The sequence below is a fragment of the Slackia piriformis YIT 12062 genome, assembly GCF_000296445.1.
GTDB classification, from domain to species: domain Bacteria; phylum Actinomycetota; class Coriobacteriia; order Coriobacteriales; family Eggerthellaceae; genus Slackia; species Slackia piriformis.
The window spans coordinates 664,897-679,052 of record NZ_JH815198.1 but is presented as its reverse complement, the minus strand read 5'-3'; the positions used below and the strand labels follow the sequence as shown (position 1 = coordinate 679,052).

Genomic DNA, 14,156 nt, shown 5'->3' with positions numbered 1-14,156 from the left:
CCTTGTAGTCGCGAAAAGTCATTGTACTACAGCTGCTTGCGTACAGGAAACGTCACATACAATCCATCGCGCGAAATCCGCACAGAGGGCTCTATATCCGATTCGAGAAAATAGGCTTCGGCCAGCGTCTTCCAAGCCTGGCAAAGGGAATGCTTGAACTCCCCCATGTCCTCTTCGGCGATCTTCAGCCCGCGAAAGTCTTGCGAAAGGTCCATAGCGGAGCCCTTCTTTTCAAGAGAACGGCCTTCTTGCTCCTTCGAAAGCGTTGCAAGGTAGGAATCGAGCGGAAAAACCTCGCCCTGCAGTATCCGATAGGCGCTACGCAAAGAAATATCAAGGCCGATCGACCGAGCGCTTTCCGCAAGGGATTCCGCATCGAAGCACAGCGAAAGCCTCTTCGAAACGGGGACATCCTGGGGTGCAAGCCCCTCGGCCACGGAAGAGCGAGCAAATCGCTCTCCGTACGCATACATGGTCGCGGCGATTTCGACCGCGCTACCGCAGAAGACCGTGCACGCACCCTGCGTCGAAAGGGAGAACTCGGCAACGCATCGCACGATGTTGTGGGGTCCTGAAGCAAACGTCCAGAGGCCGTCTTCGCCCCGAGTAAGAAGAGGCGGCGTGCTCTGGTCTTTCCGTTCGCGCACCGAAGCGGTGTCAAACACGACAGAAAAAGCCGTTCCCCCCTGCTCCATCGAAGCTGCAACGCGCGCCTCTTCGGCATTCTCCTTGATGGAATACAACGCCATACCGCGGCCGTGCACACCCCAGTTATCCGAGCTGAAGGAATCGAGCTTCGACGTGACGCGCGGCTCGAAAATCGCATCATGCATATCCGCAGGCAGACCGTCACCATCGTCGATCATGACAATGCGGCGAAGCGACCCGCTTTTGCTCGTAGCGAGGAAGATGGAACGGGCGTGGGCATCGCGTGCGTTGCGGAGCATTTCTATGACGGCATCCTCGACGCAGCGAATATCCTGCTTCGCCTGACGTCTTTCGGCCTCGGAAACCTTGAGTCTGACGAAGCCGTGTCCGAGGTCGCTCTCCACCCGAAAAAGCGATTTCGAAGTGACGCGCTCGACAAACGCCGCCAGATCGTTTTCAACCATCCGATGCCTACCTTTTCTCGTTGCCCCAAAGGACAGGATTCATTCCGCCGCAACTTCTCCCATCCTGCCGCGACCTTCGCTAATAAAAAAGCGCGCCCGCCGAAGCAGACGCGCTCTTGCAGCAAGATTATTTCGCGTAATCCACCGCGCGGCTTTCGCGAATGACAACGACCTTTACCTGGCCGGGGTACTGCATCTCGTCCTCGATCTGCTTCGCGATATCGTGCGCAAGGACGACAGCCGCAGCTTCGTCGACCTGGTCGGGAACGACCATGACGCGAATCTCACGACCAGCTTGCATGGCGTACGTGCGCTCGACGCCTTTGTGAGCATTGGCGATTTCCTCGAACTTCTCGAGGCGCTTGATGTAGCTCTCGAGGCTTTCTTTGCGAGCCCCAGGGCGAGCGGCAGAAACGGCGTCGGCCGCCTGAACCAAGACATCGAGAACGCTATTGGGCTCGACGTCGGCATGATGGGCCTCGATAGCGTGCACGATTTCAGGCTTTTCCCCGAAACGACGAGCAAGGTCGGCGCCGATGACGGCATGAGGACCTTCGATTTCATGGTCGATTGCCTTGCCGAGGTCGTGGAGCAAACCTGCGCGCTTGGCGGGAACCGGGTCGAGACCGAGCTCGGCGGCCATGACACCGCAGAGATAGGCCACCTCGAGAGAGTGATTCAAGACGTTCTGCCCGAACGACGTGCGGAAGCGCAAGCGACCGAGCGTACGGACAAGCTCAGGATGCAGGTCATGAATGCCCACATCGAAGGTAGCCTGCTCTCCAGCCTCCTGAACCTGCTGGTTTACCTGCTTTTCCGCTTTGGCATACATCTCCTCGATACGCGCAGGATGGATACGGCCGTCTGCGATGAGGTTCTCCATGGTGACGCGACCGACTTCGCGGCGAACGGGGTCGAAGCAAGAGATGGTGACGCACTCGGGGGTGTCGTCAATCAAAAGATTGACTCCGGTGAGCTGCTCGAACGAGCGGATATTTCGGCCTTCGCGTCCGATGATGCGGCCCTTGAGGTCGTCCGAAGGGATATGGATGGTCTTCACCGTTGTTTCAGCGGAATGATCGGCAGCGACGCGCTGGATGGCAAGGCTCAAAATCTCGCGAGACTTTTTGTCGGCCTCGAGCTTCGTGCGCTGTTCAGCCTCGCGGATGATGGCGGCACTTTCGTGGGTAACCTCGTCGCGAAGACTGTCGAGAAGCTCTCGCTTCGCCTCGTCGGGAGTCATGCCGGCAACACGCTCGAGCTGAACGTTGACCTCCTGCATAGCGCTTTTGAGGTCGCGCTCGCGACGCTCGACCTGTCCCTGCATGGAAGAGAGCTGATGCTCGCGAGCATCGAGGGACTCGACACGGCGATCGAGGGATTCCTCGCGCTGGTTGATGCGGTTCTCAGCGTTGCGAACCTCGCGCATACGCTCTTTGTTTTCGGCCTGAGCCTCCTGCTTCATCTTGAGGACTTCGTCTTTCGCTTCGACGACCGCTTCGCGACGCAGCGTTTCAGCCTGGCGTTTCGCATCGCTGACAAGCTGCTCAGCCTCTTCAGCGGCCTTTTTGCTCGAAGCGTTGACGAGGTAGCGGGAGATAACGAAACCGACGGCGACGCCAACAACGGCGACGACGATAAGCCATAGCATTTCGGGCATCGGCTTCCCCTTTCTTGTTCTTTTAGACAAAACCATATATCGGTGTACCGGAAATAAAAAAAGCCGGGCATAAACACCTGGCATGAGCGAAGCGCATGGAACGACAAAAGCATGCATATGCGATTGTTTATATCGAAAAGCATCGGACATTCGATGCGAATACACTCAAGCTTTCCCTATGATACACCGACACGTCAAAGAACGCGCCCAGTTCCTCAAAAAACTCCTTCATGTTTCGCATAGCGCCGCGCTGCAGCGAAGACCACATCCGGCGAATAGCCGCGAGCGGCAAGCTTCCGACATGCGGCGGCATAGGCGTTTTTCGAACGAGGGGGTTTGCGGCAGAGAAAGTCGAAAGCACGGTCTTCCTCGGAAACACCGTCGATGCCGAAGTATTCGTCTGGCCAGCCGGCAAGCCGGCGAGGGTCGATGCCGCAGCGATTCAGCTCCTCCTCTATGCCCGCGCGGCCTCTGCCCTGGGACACCCTCGAACGAACGAGGATGTCCGCATAGCGAAGATCGTCCACCATGCCGCACGAAACGGCGCGAGCGATGGCGCTCTGTGCGTCGCGCTCCGAGAATCCGTCTTGCACAAGGCGCTTCTCAAGCTCGCAAGCGCAACGCTCACGAGAGGCCACTAGACGGGAAATACGAGAAAAAGCCTTCTCCTCCTCTTCCGGCACGGCCGGGGCAAGAGGCTCGCGCACGAGCGTCGACAAAAATGCATCGTCTATAATCGGCATGATTCACCTCTTGCTTGGCCGGACGAACCGCAACCTCATTATTCGGCCTGAGAATCGCCAGGATGAGCGCTGGGAATACCGAAATGCTCGCGCACCTGGGCCTCGAGCTCGTCGCGCAGATCGGGATTGGTGCGCAAGGTCTCTTTTGCTGCTTCCCTGCCCTGCCCAAGACGCTGCTCGCCGCAGGTGTACCAGGCGCCGCTTTTCTTCACCACGCCGGCCTCAACGCCCATGTCTACGATGCAGCCCTCGCGAGAGATGCCCGTTCCGTACATGAGATCGAATTCAGCCTGGCGAAACGGCGGTGCGACCTTGTTCTTGACGACCTTGGCGCGAACGCGGTTGCCCACAGGCTCGTTTCCTTTGTTTTTAAGCGTCTCGATACGACGGATGTCGATGCGAACGCTCGAGAAGAACTTCAAAGCACGGCCGCCCGTCGTGGTTTCGGGGTTGCCGAACATGACGCCGATTTTCTCACGCAGCTGGTTGATGAAGATGCAGGTTGTGTTCGACTTCGAAAGAGATCCTGCGAGCTTTCGAAGAGCCTGCGACATAAGACGAGCCTGCAGACCCACGCTGCTGTCTCCGATTTCTCCCTCGATTTCGGCACGGGGAACAAGGGCCGCAACGCTGTCTATGACAATGGCGTCAATGGCATTGGAGCGCACAAGCATGTCGCAGATTTCAAGCGCCTGCTCTCCTGTGTCGGGCTGGGAAATGAGGACTTCGTCTATATCAACCCCAAGACGGGCCGCATAGGTAGGATCGAGTGCATGCTCGGCGTCGATGAAGGCGACGACGCCGCCGAGCGCCTGGGCCTCGGCGAGAATCTGAAGGGCAAGCGTGGTTTTACCGCTTGATTCGGGACCGTAAATCTCGACGATGCGCCCGCGAGGGACGCCGCCGATGCCGAGCGCCGCATCGAGAGGAAGAGCGCCCGTAGGTATGACGCCCACCTCGAGGTTCTGGCCCCCTTCCCCCAGCTTCATGATGGAGCCTTTGCCGAATTTATGCTCGATCTGGTCAGTGGTGAGCTTCAGCGATTTTTCTAAATCTTGGTTCATTGCCGCTCCTTGGTTCGGCCTTGCGACCGCATGATGTTGAGACCGCCTTATTATTGCGAACATTTGTTCTTGTGTCAATCATCCATGGCGAAACATTGCGAATGACTGCGCATTATCTAACCACGTCTTCCTTGGCGCCTTCACGGAGAAAACCCGCTTCCGCCTTGCGAGCTTAAGCGGATTTTCCCTCCCGAATCCAAACGGAATCTCATTCGATTCTAATTCGTCGCCCTCTCGAGCATTACGCAAAGCGCGGCTTCGACGGTCTGAGCACGAACGGCATCCCTATCGCCTTCGAAATGATGAAGCTGGGCCTCCGTGCCTTGCGCGCACGATACGCCGACCCATACGGTGCCGACGGGTTTACCGGGAACCGCACCGCCAGGACCTGCAATGCCCGTCACGGAAACCGCGATATCGGCGCCGAACGCTTCACGCGCCCCTTTCGCCATCGCGCACGCGGTCTGCTCGCTCACCGCTCCGTGCTTGCTCAAAACTTCCTCAGACACGCCGAGGGAGTCGCGCTTGACCTCGTTCGCATAGCTGACGATGCCGCCAAGCACCGCCTCAGAAGAGCCGGGGACATCGGTCAACGCGGCCGAGATAAGGCCGCCCGTGCAGCTTTCGGCCGTCGCCAAGGTCAGAGAGCGTTCACGGGCCGCATCGATCACGCGCTGGGCCACGCTCGCCTCGTTTTCAACGATATCTTCGGACGCGGTGCGCTTCGGCCTGAACCCGATCAGATGACGTGCCTTCGAAACGTAGTCGACCATGGAGACCACGGTAAGGACGAGGGCGATGAGCATGACGAACCAGCTCAGGGCGTATACGGCAAGATAGACGGATTCGGAAGCATCATGCAAAACCGGGCTTTCCTTGACCACGAAAAGCACGATGGCGATCATCTGGAAGACAGTCTTGAACTTGCCGTACCACGAGGCGGCGATAACCTCCCCCTTGCTTGCGGCTACCATGCGCACGCCCGAGACGATGAATTCGCGGGCCACGATGAGCAGGACGACCCAGCTCGGCAAAGCCCCCAGCTCAATCAGCACGAGCAAGGCCGCCGTCACCAGAATCTTATCTGCCAAAGGATCCATGAACTTGCCGAAGTCGGTCACCTCGTTACGCTTTCGCGCCAGATAGCCGTCAAGCCAATCCGTGCACGAGATCACGACGAAGATTCCCGCCGCAATCCATGCCTTCCACACGTCGAGCTCCGCAAAGCCGATCCACTCGGGCCAGGGACTGATGATGGCAACCACAAAAACGGGTACGAGGCAGATGCGAACCATGGTGATGATGTTCGCCGGAGTCATGATGGACTCGGCGGATTTAGGAGCGTTATTCCCCATGAACAACCTCCCCTTCCATCTCGTAGACAAGCGTATCTTCTATGCGCACCTTGACGATATCTCCGACGGTGCCCTCTTCGAGATACACAACGCCGTCCACTTCGGGAGCCTGGCACATCGCGCGACCGAAAAGCTGACCGTCCTCTTCGCGACCAAGCACCAAAACATCCATGGTCTTGCCGATGCGTGCGGAAACATGAGATTCCCCGATAGCGTCGCTTATATCCCTGATACGCTGAGCACGTTCGATTTTGACCTCTTCGTCAACTTGACCGGGAAGATCCGCCGCACGAGTGCCTTCCTCCCGAGAGTACGGGAACACGCCGACGTAATCGAATTCGACCTCTTCGAGGAATTCGCAGAGTTCCTCGAAATCCGCCTCCGTCTCCCCCGGAAAGCCGGCTATAAGAGTCGTGCGCAACGTGATGTCGGGCACGCGAAGGCGGATGCGCTCGATGAGCTCTCGATGGGATTTCGCCGATCCCCGGCGATTCATGGCGCGAAGCACGCTTTCGCTAGCGTGCTGCAACGGAACATCCAGATACGAGCAGACGTTGTCGTGGGCGGAAATGACGTCGAGCAGCTCGTCGGTGACGCCCTGCGGCTCTATGTACATCAGCCGGAACCACGTATCGGAGAACTCAGAAGCGAGTCCGTCAAGCAGACGAGCCGTGGTAGAGGGGTTTTCGAAATCCTCGCCCCAGCGCCCCGTATCCTGGGCGATAAGGGTGATCTCTCTCACCCCCTCGTCGACGCGCTCTGCGACGGCCGCACGAACCTCTTCGTAGGAAAAACTGTGGTAGCGGCCTCGGATATAAGGAATGGCGCAAAAGCTGCAAAAGCGGTCGCAGCCGTCGCTGATTTTGACGTAGGACGCGGCGGATACCGCATAGGGAGAGACGAACCCGTCGGAGGGGGTCTGAGGACAAACGCCCAAAACACCGCAGAGAACCTCGACGATATCGTCCTCCCGACTGCAGGGAACGAACGCCTGGGCTTCCTGCAGCTCGTCTTGAAGGTCGTCGCCGTAGCGGGCGGGCATGCAGCCCGCCACGATCAGCTTAGCGCTGCCGGACGAGAAGTTGTCGAGGCCGCAGATTTCGAAGATGACATCGATGCTCTCCTCGGTAGCGGCCTGGATGAACGAGCAGGTGTTGACCACCACGGCATCGGCCTCGGAGGCGTCATCGACCACGAGAAAACCGGCCGCTTGAACCTTCTTGGTCATCTCGGCGCTGTCTACTTCATTTTTCGCACAGCCCAGCGTAACGAAACAGACGGAGGGAGCGGCACTCCCCCCGTCTGCGCAATGCGCCGCTGTGACGTCGATATTAGTCACGAAAGAACTCCTTGCTAGCGATAGTTCACATACTGAAGCGGCTGGCCGTAATCCTGCCCCTTCAAAAAAGCGATGACCTCCTGCAACGCATCCCTCGAAGCAGAGCTCACGCGCAGCTTGTCGCCCTCGATGGTCACTTTGACCTTGAGTTTCTGAGCCTTGATATCTTTGTTGATCTTGCCTGCGGTCTCCTTGTCTATGCCCTCGACGATATCTGCGGTCTGACGAACGCTTTGACCTGCGGCAGGAACGGGGTCGCCCCATTTCACCGAAGCGAGGTCTATCCCTCGGCGGATGAGCTTGGTGCCAAGCACGTCAATGACCTGCTTGGCGACGAAGTCGCTCGGAGCGGACACGGTGAACTTGCGTCCCGCCTTGTCCAAAGAGATTTCGGCGCCCGAGTCTTTCAGGTCGTAGCGCGTAGTAAGCTCGCGCTTTGCCTGGCCGAAAGCGTTGTCCACCTCCTGCATGTCAACGGTGGAAACGACATCGAAGCTTGATTCTTTCGCCATAAAAATACCTTTCTCGTGAATAATGCGCTCGAAGACGAGGTCTGTTCGGAAAGCGCAGGACCGCCATGCGTTGCAGCCCTTGCGCGCTCATATCGTCAATGATTGCAGGTCCCTCCTACGAGGAAGCCCCAGCGTCGGGATGCTCTTCTTGCCATTTGGCGAGAACGTCAGCAAAATCGACCGAGACCTTCGCCACGCCGCCAGAGTTGGCATCAAGAGCAACCTCCGTGCCATCCTGGGTGAGCTTGACCCCGTCAGGCGGAACGACAACGAATTCGAACGTGCCCGTCACATCGTAAGACTGCGTTTTAGGACCCGTTATGTCGCCGCCATCGACGTATTTCCCGTCCACGTAAACCTCCATGTACGTGGTTACGCCGTCGGGAATCTCGTACGCCATAACCGTCTTGGTGGGAGCGACCTGCGTGTCGGAAGAGGATTGCTTGCCCTCGTCCTGGCTTTGCGAAGAATCCTCCGACGATTCGTCTTGCTGCTGGGAATCTGTCTGCTCCGACTGCGTCGTAGAGGAGCCGGGCAGACCCGTGACGTTCATGGGAGCGGGCTGGTTGTCGGCCGTCTCCGCACGGCCCATTCCGTTCGCGATGACCGCGATGAGAATGACAAGGAGCAAAATGATGACTCCGGCAATGATGAACGGAATCTTGTCCCGCCAGCTCGGAGGCCGCACGCCGATGTTTTTGGGGGCGGCGTACAGATTGGTGTAATGCTCCGCCGGCATGGTGGAACGACGGGCCCGATGAGTGCTATGGGGGTCATGGCGGTGAGAATCGACCGACTCGATACGACGGGTTTGATCGGCTGATCTGCGAGCGTTTCGCTGGGAAAGCCCCTGGCCGTACGCGTTGTATGAACCGACATGAACCGCCCCGATGCGATTCGTGGTTTCTTTCGGAGGCGCAATTGAAGCGTCTATATCGTCAAAGAGGGCATTGTCGAACCCGTCGGAAGAACGACGGGAGGGACGAGCGTCGTGACGAGTTCCCGTACCCGAGAGCCTGTCGGAGTAGCGACGCTCCCCCGCATTCGCGCGCTCGGAAGCGTGACCGTGCCGCGGCTCGTCCTGATGACGCTCACGAACGCTCTCCCTTCGCGTGGAGGGTATCTCGAAGCCCAACGGCTTGATGTTCTCCCGAGCATGCTCCACCTGATTGCGATACTGCGCATTCTGATACATCTTCACGATTTCGGTGGTGTTCAGGCCAAGGTAGCGCGCATACGCATTGATCATATTGCGAGAATACCCGCGCGGTGGCATGCTTTCGATATCCGACGCTTCGATGCGCTCGAGGATATCCGGGCGAATGCGGATGCGTCGGGCCACAGAAACCAGGTCTTCGCCGCTTTGCTCGCGAGCCTGACGCAGCACATCGCCAAAATTCATTTCGTCCACGCGCCAGTCCTCCTCTAGAATCCGGATTCGGCGGCATCCTGGGCTTCGAATGCCTTCAACGTTTCAAGTTCCATCGCATCGACGAGAACCTCTCGTGGTTTGCTGCCGTTCGGAGGGCCGACGATGCCTTTTTCTTCAAGCATATCCATTATACGTCCAGCGCGCGAGTAGCCCACGCTCAAACGGCGCTGTATGTTCGAGGTAGAACCCATGCCGCTCGAGACGACGATATCGGCCGCCTCCCAAAGCAGCGGGTCATCCGAAGTCGAAGACCCTCCCGACCCGTCGGGCATGGAGGCTCCGAGGCCGATAACGTTGGTCTGCAGAATCTCCTGATGGTAGTCGGGCTCGCCTTGCGCTTTGAGATGCTCGACCACCGCTTCTATCTCGTCCTCGGAGACGAAGCAGCCCTGGAGGCGCTGAGGCTTCGCATACTCGGGCTTGCTGAAAAGCATGTCGCCGAGGCCGATGAGGTTTTCAGCCCCAGGGGTGTCAAGGATGACGCGACTATCGATACCCGAAGCCACATTGAACGCGATACGGTTGGTGATGTTGGCCTTGATGAGGCCCGTCACCACGTTGGTGGACGGGCGCTGCGTGGCCACAATCAGATGAATGCCCGCCGCACGCGCAAGCTGAGCGATACGGCTGATGGACAGCTCGACCTCCTTGCCCACATTCATCATCAAGTCGGCCAACTCGTCGATGATGATGACGATATACGGCATCTTCTTCGTAGGCTCGGCGTCTTCGTCGTCGCAATCGTCAAGAACCCCGGACTCCACCTTGGCGTTGTATTGGCTGATATTACGCACGCCGACCTTAGACAAGACCTTAAGCCTTCGCTCCATCTCGGCCACACCCCACGCAAGCGCGCTCGCCGCCTCCTTGTTCTCGGTAACCACCGGAACGTAGAGATGCGGAATGCCGTTATAAGGCGTGAATTCGACGCGCTTGGGATCGATCATGATAAAGCGGACCTCGTCGGGGGTGGCGCGCATCAGAATTGACATGATCATGGCGTTGATGGCCACCGACTTGCCCGATCCGGTGGTGCCGCCGATGAGCAGATGGGGCATCTTGGCCAAGTCCGTAACGATGGAATGGCCCTCGACGTCTTTGCCGATCGCCATCTCGAGCGGCGAGCCCTTGGCGTCTTTGATGACATCTCCCAGCAAGACGTTCTGGCGCTTCTTGTTGGGGACCTCGATGCCGACGTGGTTCGTGCCGGGAATGGGGGCGAAAATACGCACACCCGGTGCGGCCAGGGCGAGAGCTATGTCATCCTGCAACGCCATAATACGGCTCACGCGCACGCCGCTCGGCAGGTCAACTTTGAACAAGGTAACGGTCGGGCCCGCAACCCAACCGACAACCGAAGCCATGATGTTGAAATCCTCGAGCGTGCCCTGAAGCTCTCCTGCCGTAGAAGCAAGCTCGCGTTCGTCCGCCTCTGCCGCATGTTCGGTATGGCGAATAAGACTGAAGGCGGGCAGCGTGAAACCCCCTCGCGTCTCGCCGAGATTTGCCCCCGTAGAAGAAGCGGGGCGCTTCTTGAGGACCTTCGTCTTCTTGGAGGAGGAATCGTCCGCAGGCTCTTGGGCGGCGACATGCGAGCGCTCGAGCTTGCGCGTCATAGGCTTCGCAGGCGACGCCTGGACATCCTCCAGCAGCACCGACGCATCGGCCGTGTGCATGTCGGCATCGTCGTCTTCCCAGGGAAGGCGATGCTTGACGCGCTTCTTCCGCTCGGGTTTTGCAACCGCGGAAGAAGGCGCGATCTGTGCGAATTGCTCGTCGGCGCTTGATTCGTCGACCTCGCGGGCGACATCGGAGACAAAGCTGCCCTCGACTACATCTTCCACGCCTACTACGCGCGTCTTCGCGGTTTCCATGGCGGAATTCTCGTCCACAATGGCTCGGGCTTCATCATAGGCGTAATCGGATGGCCAATACATATCGACCGATGTGGCGCGAGGTCCCCCTTGCGCGATATGAGAGCCTCCGAGAATCTGCGTATTGAGCGACTGCACCGCAGGACGAGGGCGCGAAAGATCGCGCGGCACGCGAGGAATAACGTCTGCCCGACGGATGCGGGCGGGCGCAGGTTCAGGCGCAGGAACGCAGGCCGGAGCATCCAGCGCCGTTCCTGCGGCGTCTTCGCGTTCCTCCTTGCGGCGAACGCGGCGCTCACGGATATCGGAGGCCTTCTCTTGCACGAGGCGCAAAGCCCCCGATATGGAAAAGCCTATGACAACAGCGCCGCCGCAGGCGACGCCCACCATGACAATGCAGCCGACGAGACGGCCGAGCAGCTCAAGCAACGCCCAAGAAACGCCCGCGCCGAGATACCCGCCGCGGGATACGAGGGATTCCTGGACAAAAAGCAGGCCGGAATCAGCATCCGCCCCAGGAGTGAACAGCGAAAGGATGGTCTCGAACGCGAAGAAGAGCATAGCCAGGCCGACGCCCATGCGCAAAGCGAACGAATCGGCATCGCTGCGTGCCAGAAAGCTCACGCCCACGATAATGAGAACGAACGGCAACACGTACGAACCTATGCCGAGAGCAAGATGAAGGCCGGTCGCAAGCGCCGAGGTGATGAACCCCGAAGGAGGCAGCACGGCCGTGACGAAGAGGACTACCGCCAGCACGGCAATCGCCACGCCCGTGATATCCCGCTTCGTGCGTTCATCGAAAATACGCGGCGAAACGCACACTTCCTCGACCTCGGGTTCGGCCTCTTTGCGCCGATTTTTGCCCTTGGCGGGAACGTCCTTCAACGCAACGCGGCCGTCCGAAGCCGCGTTCGTCGATTTCTTCGATTGTGCGTCGGTGGTTTTAGAACCGCGAGCCACGTATTACCTCTCTCCTCTTCCCCGCTTAAATCTGCAGCCTTCAAACGAAGGCTGTTACAGCTCGATGATGGACGAGACTACCATCGGACGCTGCTTGGTACGCTCCCACAAAAGGGACAGAAGCGCATCGCGGCAGGCTTTGTCGAGGTCTTTGCCCTTGGCGCCCTTGTCGAGCGCGCGACGCAGCGTGCCTTTCACCGTGTCGGTTGCCTCGCGGCGCAATTCCGCAACGTCTCCGCCGGTGATGCCGCGCATCTCGACGCGTACGACGCCCTCGATCTGCTTCTTGCGCGCGTTGACCGCCGCGGCGATGGTGGCAAAGCCGTAATTCGACAGCGCCTGGCGCTCCTCCAGAACGTCTTTGGAGGTGTCTCCCACAGAGAGACCGTCCACGTAGACGATGCCGCTTTCCACCGGGTCGCCAAAACGAACGCCCGACTCGGAAAGCTGCAGCGTATCGCCGTTCTCGCACAGGAAGATATTGCGAGCGGGGACGCCCGTCGCCTCGGCGAGGCGCGCATGGGCACGAAGGTGAGTGGACTCGCCATGCACCGGCATGAAATGCTTCGGCTGCACGATGGACAAGACGAGCTTGAGCTCTTCAGCACCCGCATGGCCGGAAACGTGCACCATGGCACGCTTCTTGTCATAGACTTCGCAGCCGATCTTCGCAAGCGAGTTCACCACGCGCGTCACCGCTTTCTCGTTGCCGGGAACCGGCGTTGCCGAGATGATGACCGTATCGCCCTCGTCGATCTGAATGGTGCGATGCTCGCCGTTAGCGATACGCGCCAACGCACTCAACGGCTCGCCCTGGCTGCCCGTGCACATGATGACGACCTTCTCCGCGGGCGTGCCTTTCAGGTCATACGCATCGATCAGGTCTACATCTTGAATCTTGAGATAGCCCAGCTTGCGAGCGATATCGGTGTTTTGAACCATGGAACGCCCCGTGACAACAACCTTGCGGCCGTTGGCCACCGCGGCATCGGCAATCTGCTGCAGGCGGTGGATATGGCTCGCAAAGCTCGCGATGATAACGCGGCCCTTGGCGTTTTCGATAATCTGACGCAAGGTTTTTCCCACCTCGGCCTCAGAAGGCGTGAAGTTGGGGTTCTGTGCGTTCGTAGAGTCGGACATCATCAAATCGACGCCAATCTTCCCAAAGCGGGCAAGCGCGCCGAAATCCGTATGAACGCCGTCGATGGGGCTTTGGTCGAGCTTGAAGTCGCCGGTGTGCAAGACGTTGCCTGCAGGAGACTGCATGAACACGCCCACCGCGCCGGGAATGGAGTGATTCACGGCGAAGAAGTCGACGATGAAACCGCCCAGCTTTATCTCGTCCCCCGCTTTGATCTCGGCGAGCTTCGCCTTGACGCGATGTTCGCTGAACTTGCCCTCGATCAATCCGAGGGTCATCTTGGTGCCGTAGATGGGAACTTTGCGAGAAAGGTCTTTCATCAGATACGGCAACGATCCCGTATGGTCTTCATGGCCGTGCGTGATGATGATGCCGCGCAGCTTATGCTCGTTTTCGAGCACGTAGGTGTAATCGGGCAGAATGAGATCGATGCCCGGATGATCGTCGTCGGGAAACATCAGGCCCGCATCGACCAGTAGCATGTCGTCGCCGCATTCGAATACGGTCATGTTCTTTCCGATGGCGTCAAGACCGCCGAGCGGGATGATTTTCAGCGTCGCAGAGGGGTTGCGCTTCACTGCCCCGCGACGACGAGACCCGGCCGTGCTCTTCGAGGCGTTGCGGGTGCGCGGCTTGCTGAAAGCTTCGACCTCGCCCTGGCCTTCGGGGGTTATCTGAGGACGCTTGTGCTCGAGGGTAACTGTCTTATGGCGCGTCGTACGACGATGAGAACGCGACGAGCGCTGCTCGCGCGATCCTTCGTTCGATGCCGCGTGCGACTGCGCCTGGCCTTGAGACTGACCACGGGAATTGCGGCGGTCGCCGTGGGAACGCGAGCCTTTGTCGGCTGCGGTGTCGGCGCCTGCTTCGCCGTTGATATGTTCGTTATTCAAAACTGTAATACTCCTTCGGTTCAAATGTGCCTTTGGGTATGCAAACGCCGCAACGCGCCATGGCGCGC

At 58.9% G+C, this 14,156-nt stretch carries 10 protein-coding genes; all 10 read right to left on the bottom strand.

The window, feature by feature from the left end; translation table 11 throughout:
- Positions 1-26: 26 nt before the first annotated feature.
- A complete protein-coding gene (locus HMPREF9451_RS02985; protein ID WP_009138823.1) occupies positions 27-1,112 on the bottom strand; it encodes an ATP-binding protein in 1,086 nt (361 codons plus the stop codon).
- 127 nt (positions 1,113-1,239) lie between these two features.
- Positions 1,240-2,772, bottom strand: coding sequence for a ribonuclease Y (gene rny, locus HMPREF9451_RS02980; RefSeq protein WP_009138822.1), 1,533 nt, complete (start codon positions 2,770-2,772; stop codon positions 1,240-1,242).
- A gap of 215 nt (positions 2,773-2,987) precedes the next feature.
- Positions 2,988-3,515: a regulatory protein RecX gene (locus HMPREF9451_RS02975; RefSeq protein WP_009138821.1), complete on the bottom strand. Its 528-nt coding sequence runs from the start codon at positions 3,513-3,515 to the stop codon at positions 2,988-2,990.
- Between the two features lie 38 nt (positions 3,516-3,553).
- The gene (recA, locus tag HMPREF9451_RS02970) at positions 3,554-4,579 is read right to left on the bottom strand and encodes a recombinase RecA (protein ID WP_009138820.1); all 1,026 of its coding nucleotides are present in this window, start codon (positions 4,577-4,579) and stop codon (positions 3,554-3,556) included.
- Positions 4,580-4,797: 218 nt separating this feature from the next.
- The gene (gene pgsA / locus HMPREF9451_RS02965; protein ID WP_009138819.1) at positions 4,798-5,934 is read right to left on the bottom strand and encodes a CDP-diacylglycerol--glycerol-3-phosphate 3-phosphatidyltransferase; all 1,137 of its coding nucleotides are present in this window, start codon (positions 5,932-5,934) and stop codon (positions 4,798-4,800) included.
- Positions 5,924-7,273 carry a 30S ribosomal protein S12 methylthiotransferase RimO gene (gene rimO, locus HMPREF9451_RS02960; protein WP_009138818.1) on the bottom strand — a complete coding sequence of 450 codons (1,350 nt, stop codon included), beginning with the start codon at positions 7,271-7,273 and terminating at the stop codon, positions 5,924-5,926. Before rimO ends, pgsA begins: the two co-directional genes overlap by 11 nt.
- 14 nt (positions 7,274-7,287) lie before the next feature.
- Positions 7,288-7,785 carry a YajQ family cyclic di-GMP-binding protein gene (locus HMPREF9451_RS02955; RefSeq protein ID WP_009138817.1) on the bottom strand — a complete coding sequence of 166 codons (498 nt, stop codon included), beginning with the start codon at positions 7,783-7,785 and terminating at the stop codon, positions 7,288-7,290.
- Between the two features lie 115 nt (positions 7,786-7,900).
- Entirely contained in the window at positions 7,901-9,187 is a 1,287-nt protein-coding gene (locus tag HMPREF9451_RS02950) for a helix-turn-helix domain-containing protein (RefSeq protein WP_232204106.1), read from the bottom strand.
- Between the two features lie 23 nt (positions 9,188-9,210).
- Positions 9,211-12,054 carry an FtsK/SpoIIIE family DNA translocase gene (locus HMPREF9451_RS02945; protein ID WP_009138815.1) on the bottom strand — a complete coding sequence of 948 codons (2,844 nt, stop codon included), beginning with the start codon at positions 12,052-12,054 and terminating at the stop codon, positions 9,211-9,213.
- A gap of 54 nt (positions 12,055-12,108) precedes the next feature.
- Positions 12,109-14,088 carry a ribonuclease J gene (locus HMPREF9451_RS02940; RefSeq protein ID WP_009138814.1) on the bottom strand — a complete coding sequence of 660 codons (1,980 nt, stop codon included), beginning with the start codon at positions 14,086-14,088 and terminating at the stop codon, positions 12,109-12,111.
- Positions 14,089-14,156 lie beyond the last annotated feature (68 nt).

Excerpts from the sequence above, each read along its gene's own strand:
- HMPREF9451_RS02955 (WP_009138817.1), bottom strand. The coding sequence starts at position 7,785 with ATGGCGAAAGAATCAAGCTTCGATGTCGTTTCCACCGTTGACATGCAG.
- rny (WP_009138822.1), bottom strand. The coding sequence starts at position 2,772 with ATGCCCGAAATGCTATGGCTTATCGTCGTCGCCGTTGTTGGCGTCGCC.
- pgsA (WP_009138819.1), bottom strand. The coding sequence starts at position 5,934 with ATGGGGAATAACGCTCCTAAATCCGCCGAGTCCATCATGACTCCGGCG.
- recA (WP_009138820.1), bottom strand. The coding sequence starts at position 4,579 with ATGAACCAAGATTTAGAAAAATCGCTGAAGCTCACCACTGACCAGATC.
- HMPREF9451_RS02950 (WP_232204106.1), bottom strand. The coding sequence starts at position 9,187 with ATGAATTTTGGCGATGTGCTGCGTCAGGCTCGCGAGCAAAGCGGCGAA.
- HMPREF9451_RS02975 (WP_009138821.1), bottom strand. The coding sequence starts at position 3,515 with ATGCCGATTATAGACGATGCATTTTTGTCGACGCTCGTGCGCGAGCCT.
- HMPREF9451_RS02985 (WP_009138823.1), bottom strand. The coding sequence starts at position 1,112 with ATGGTTGAAAACGATCTGGCGGCGTTTGTCGAGCGCGTCACTTCGAAA.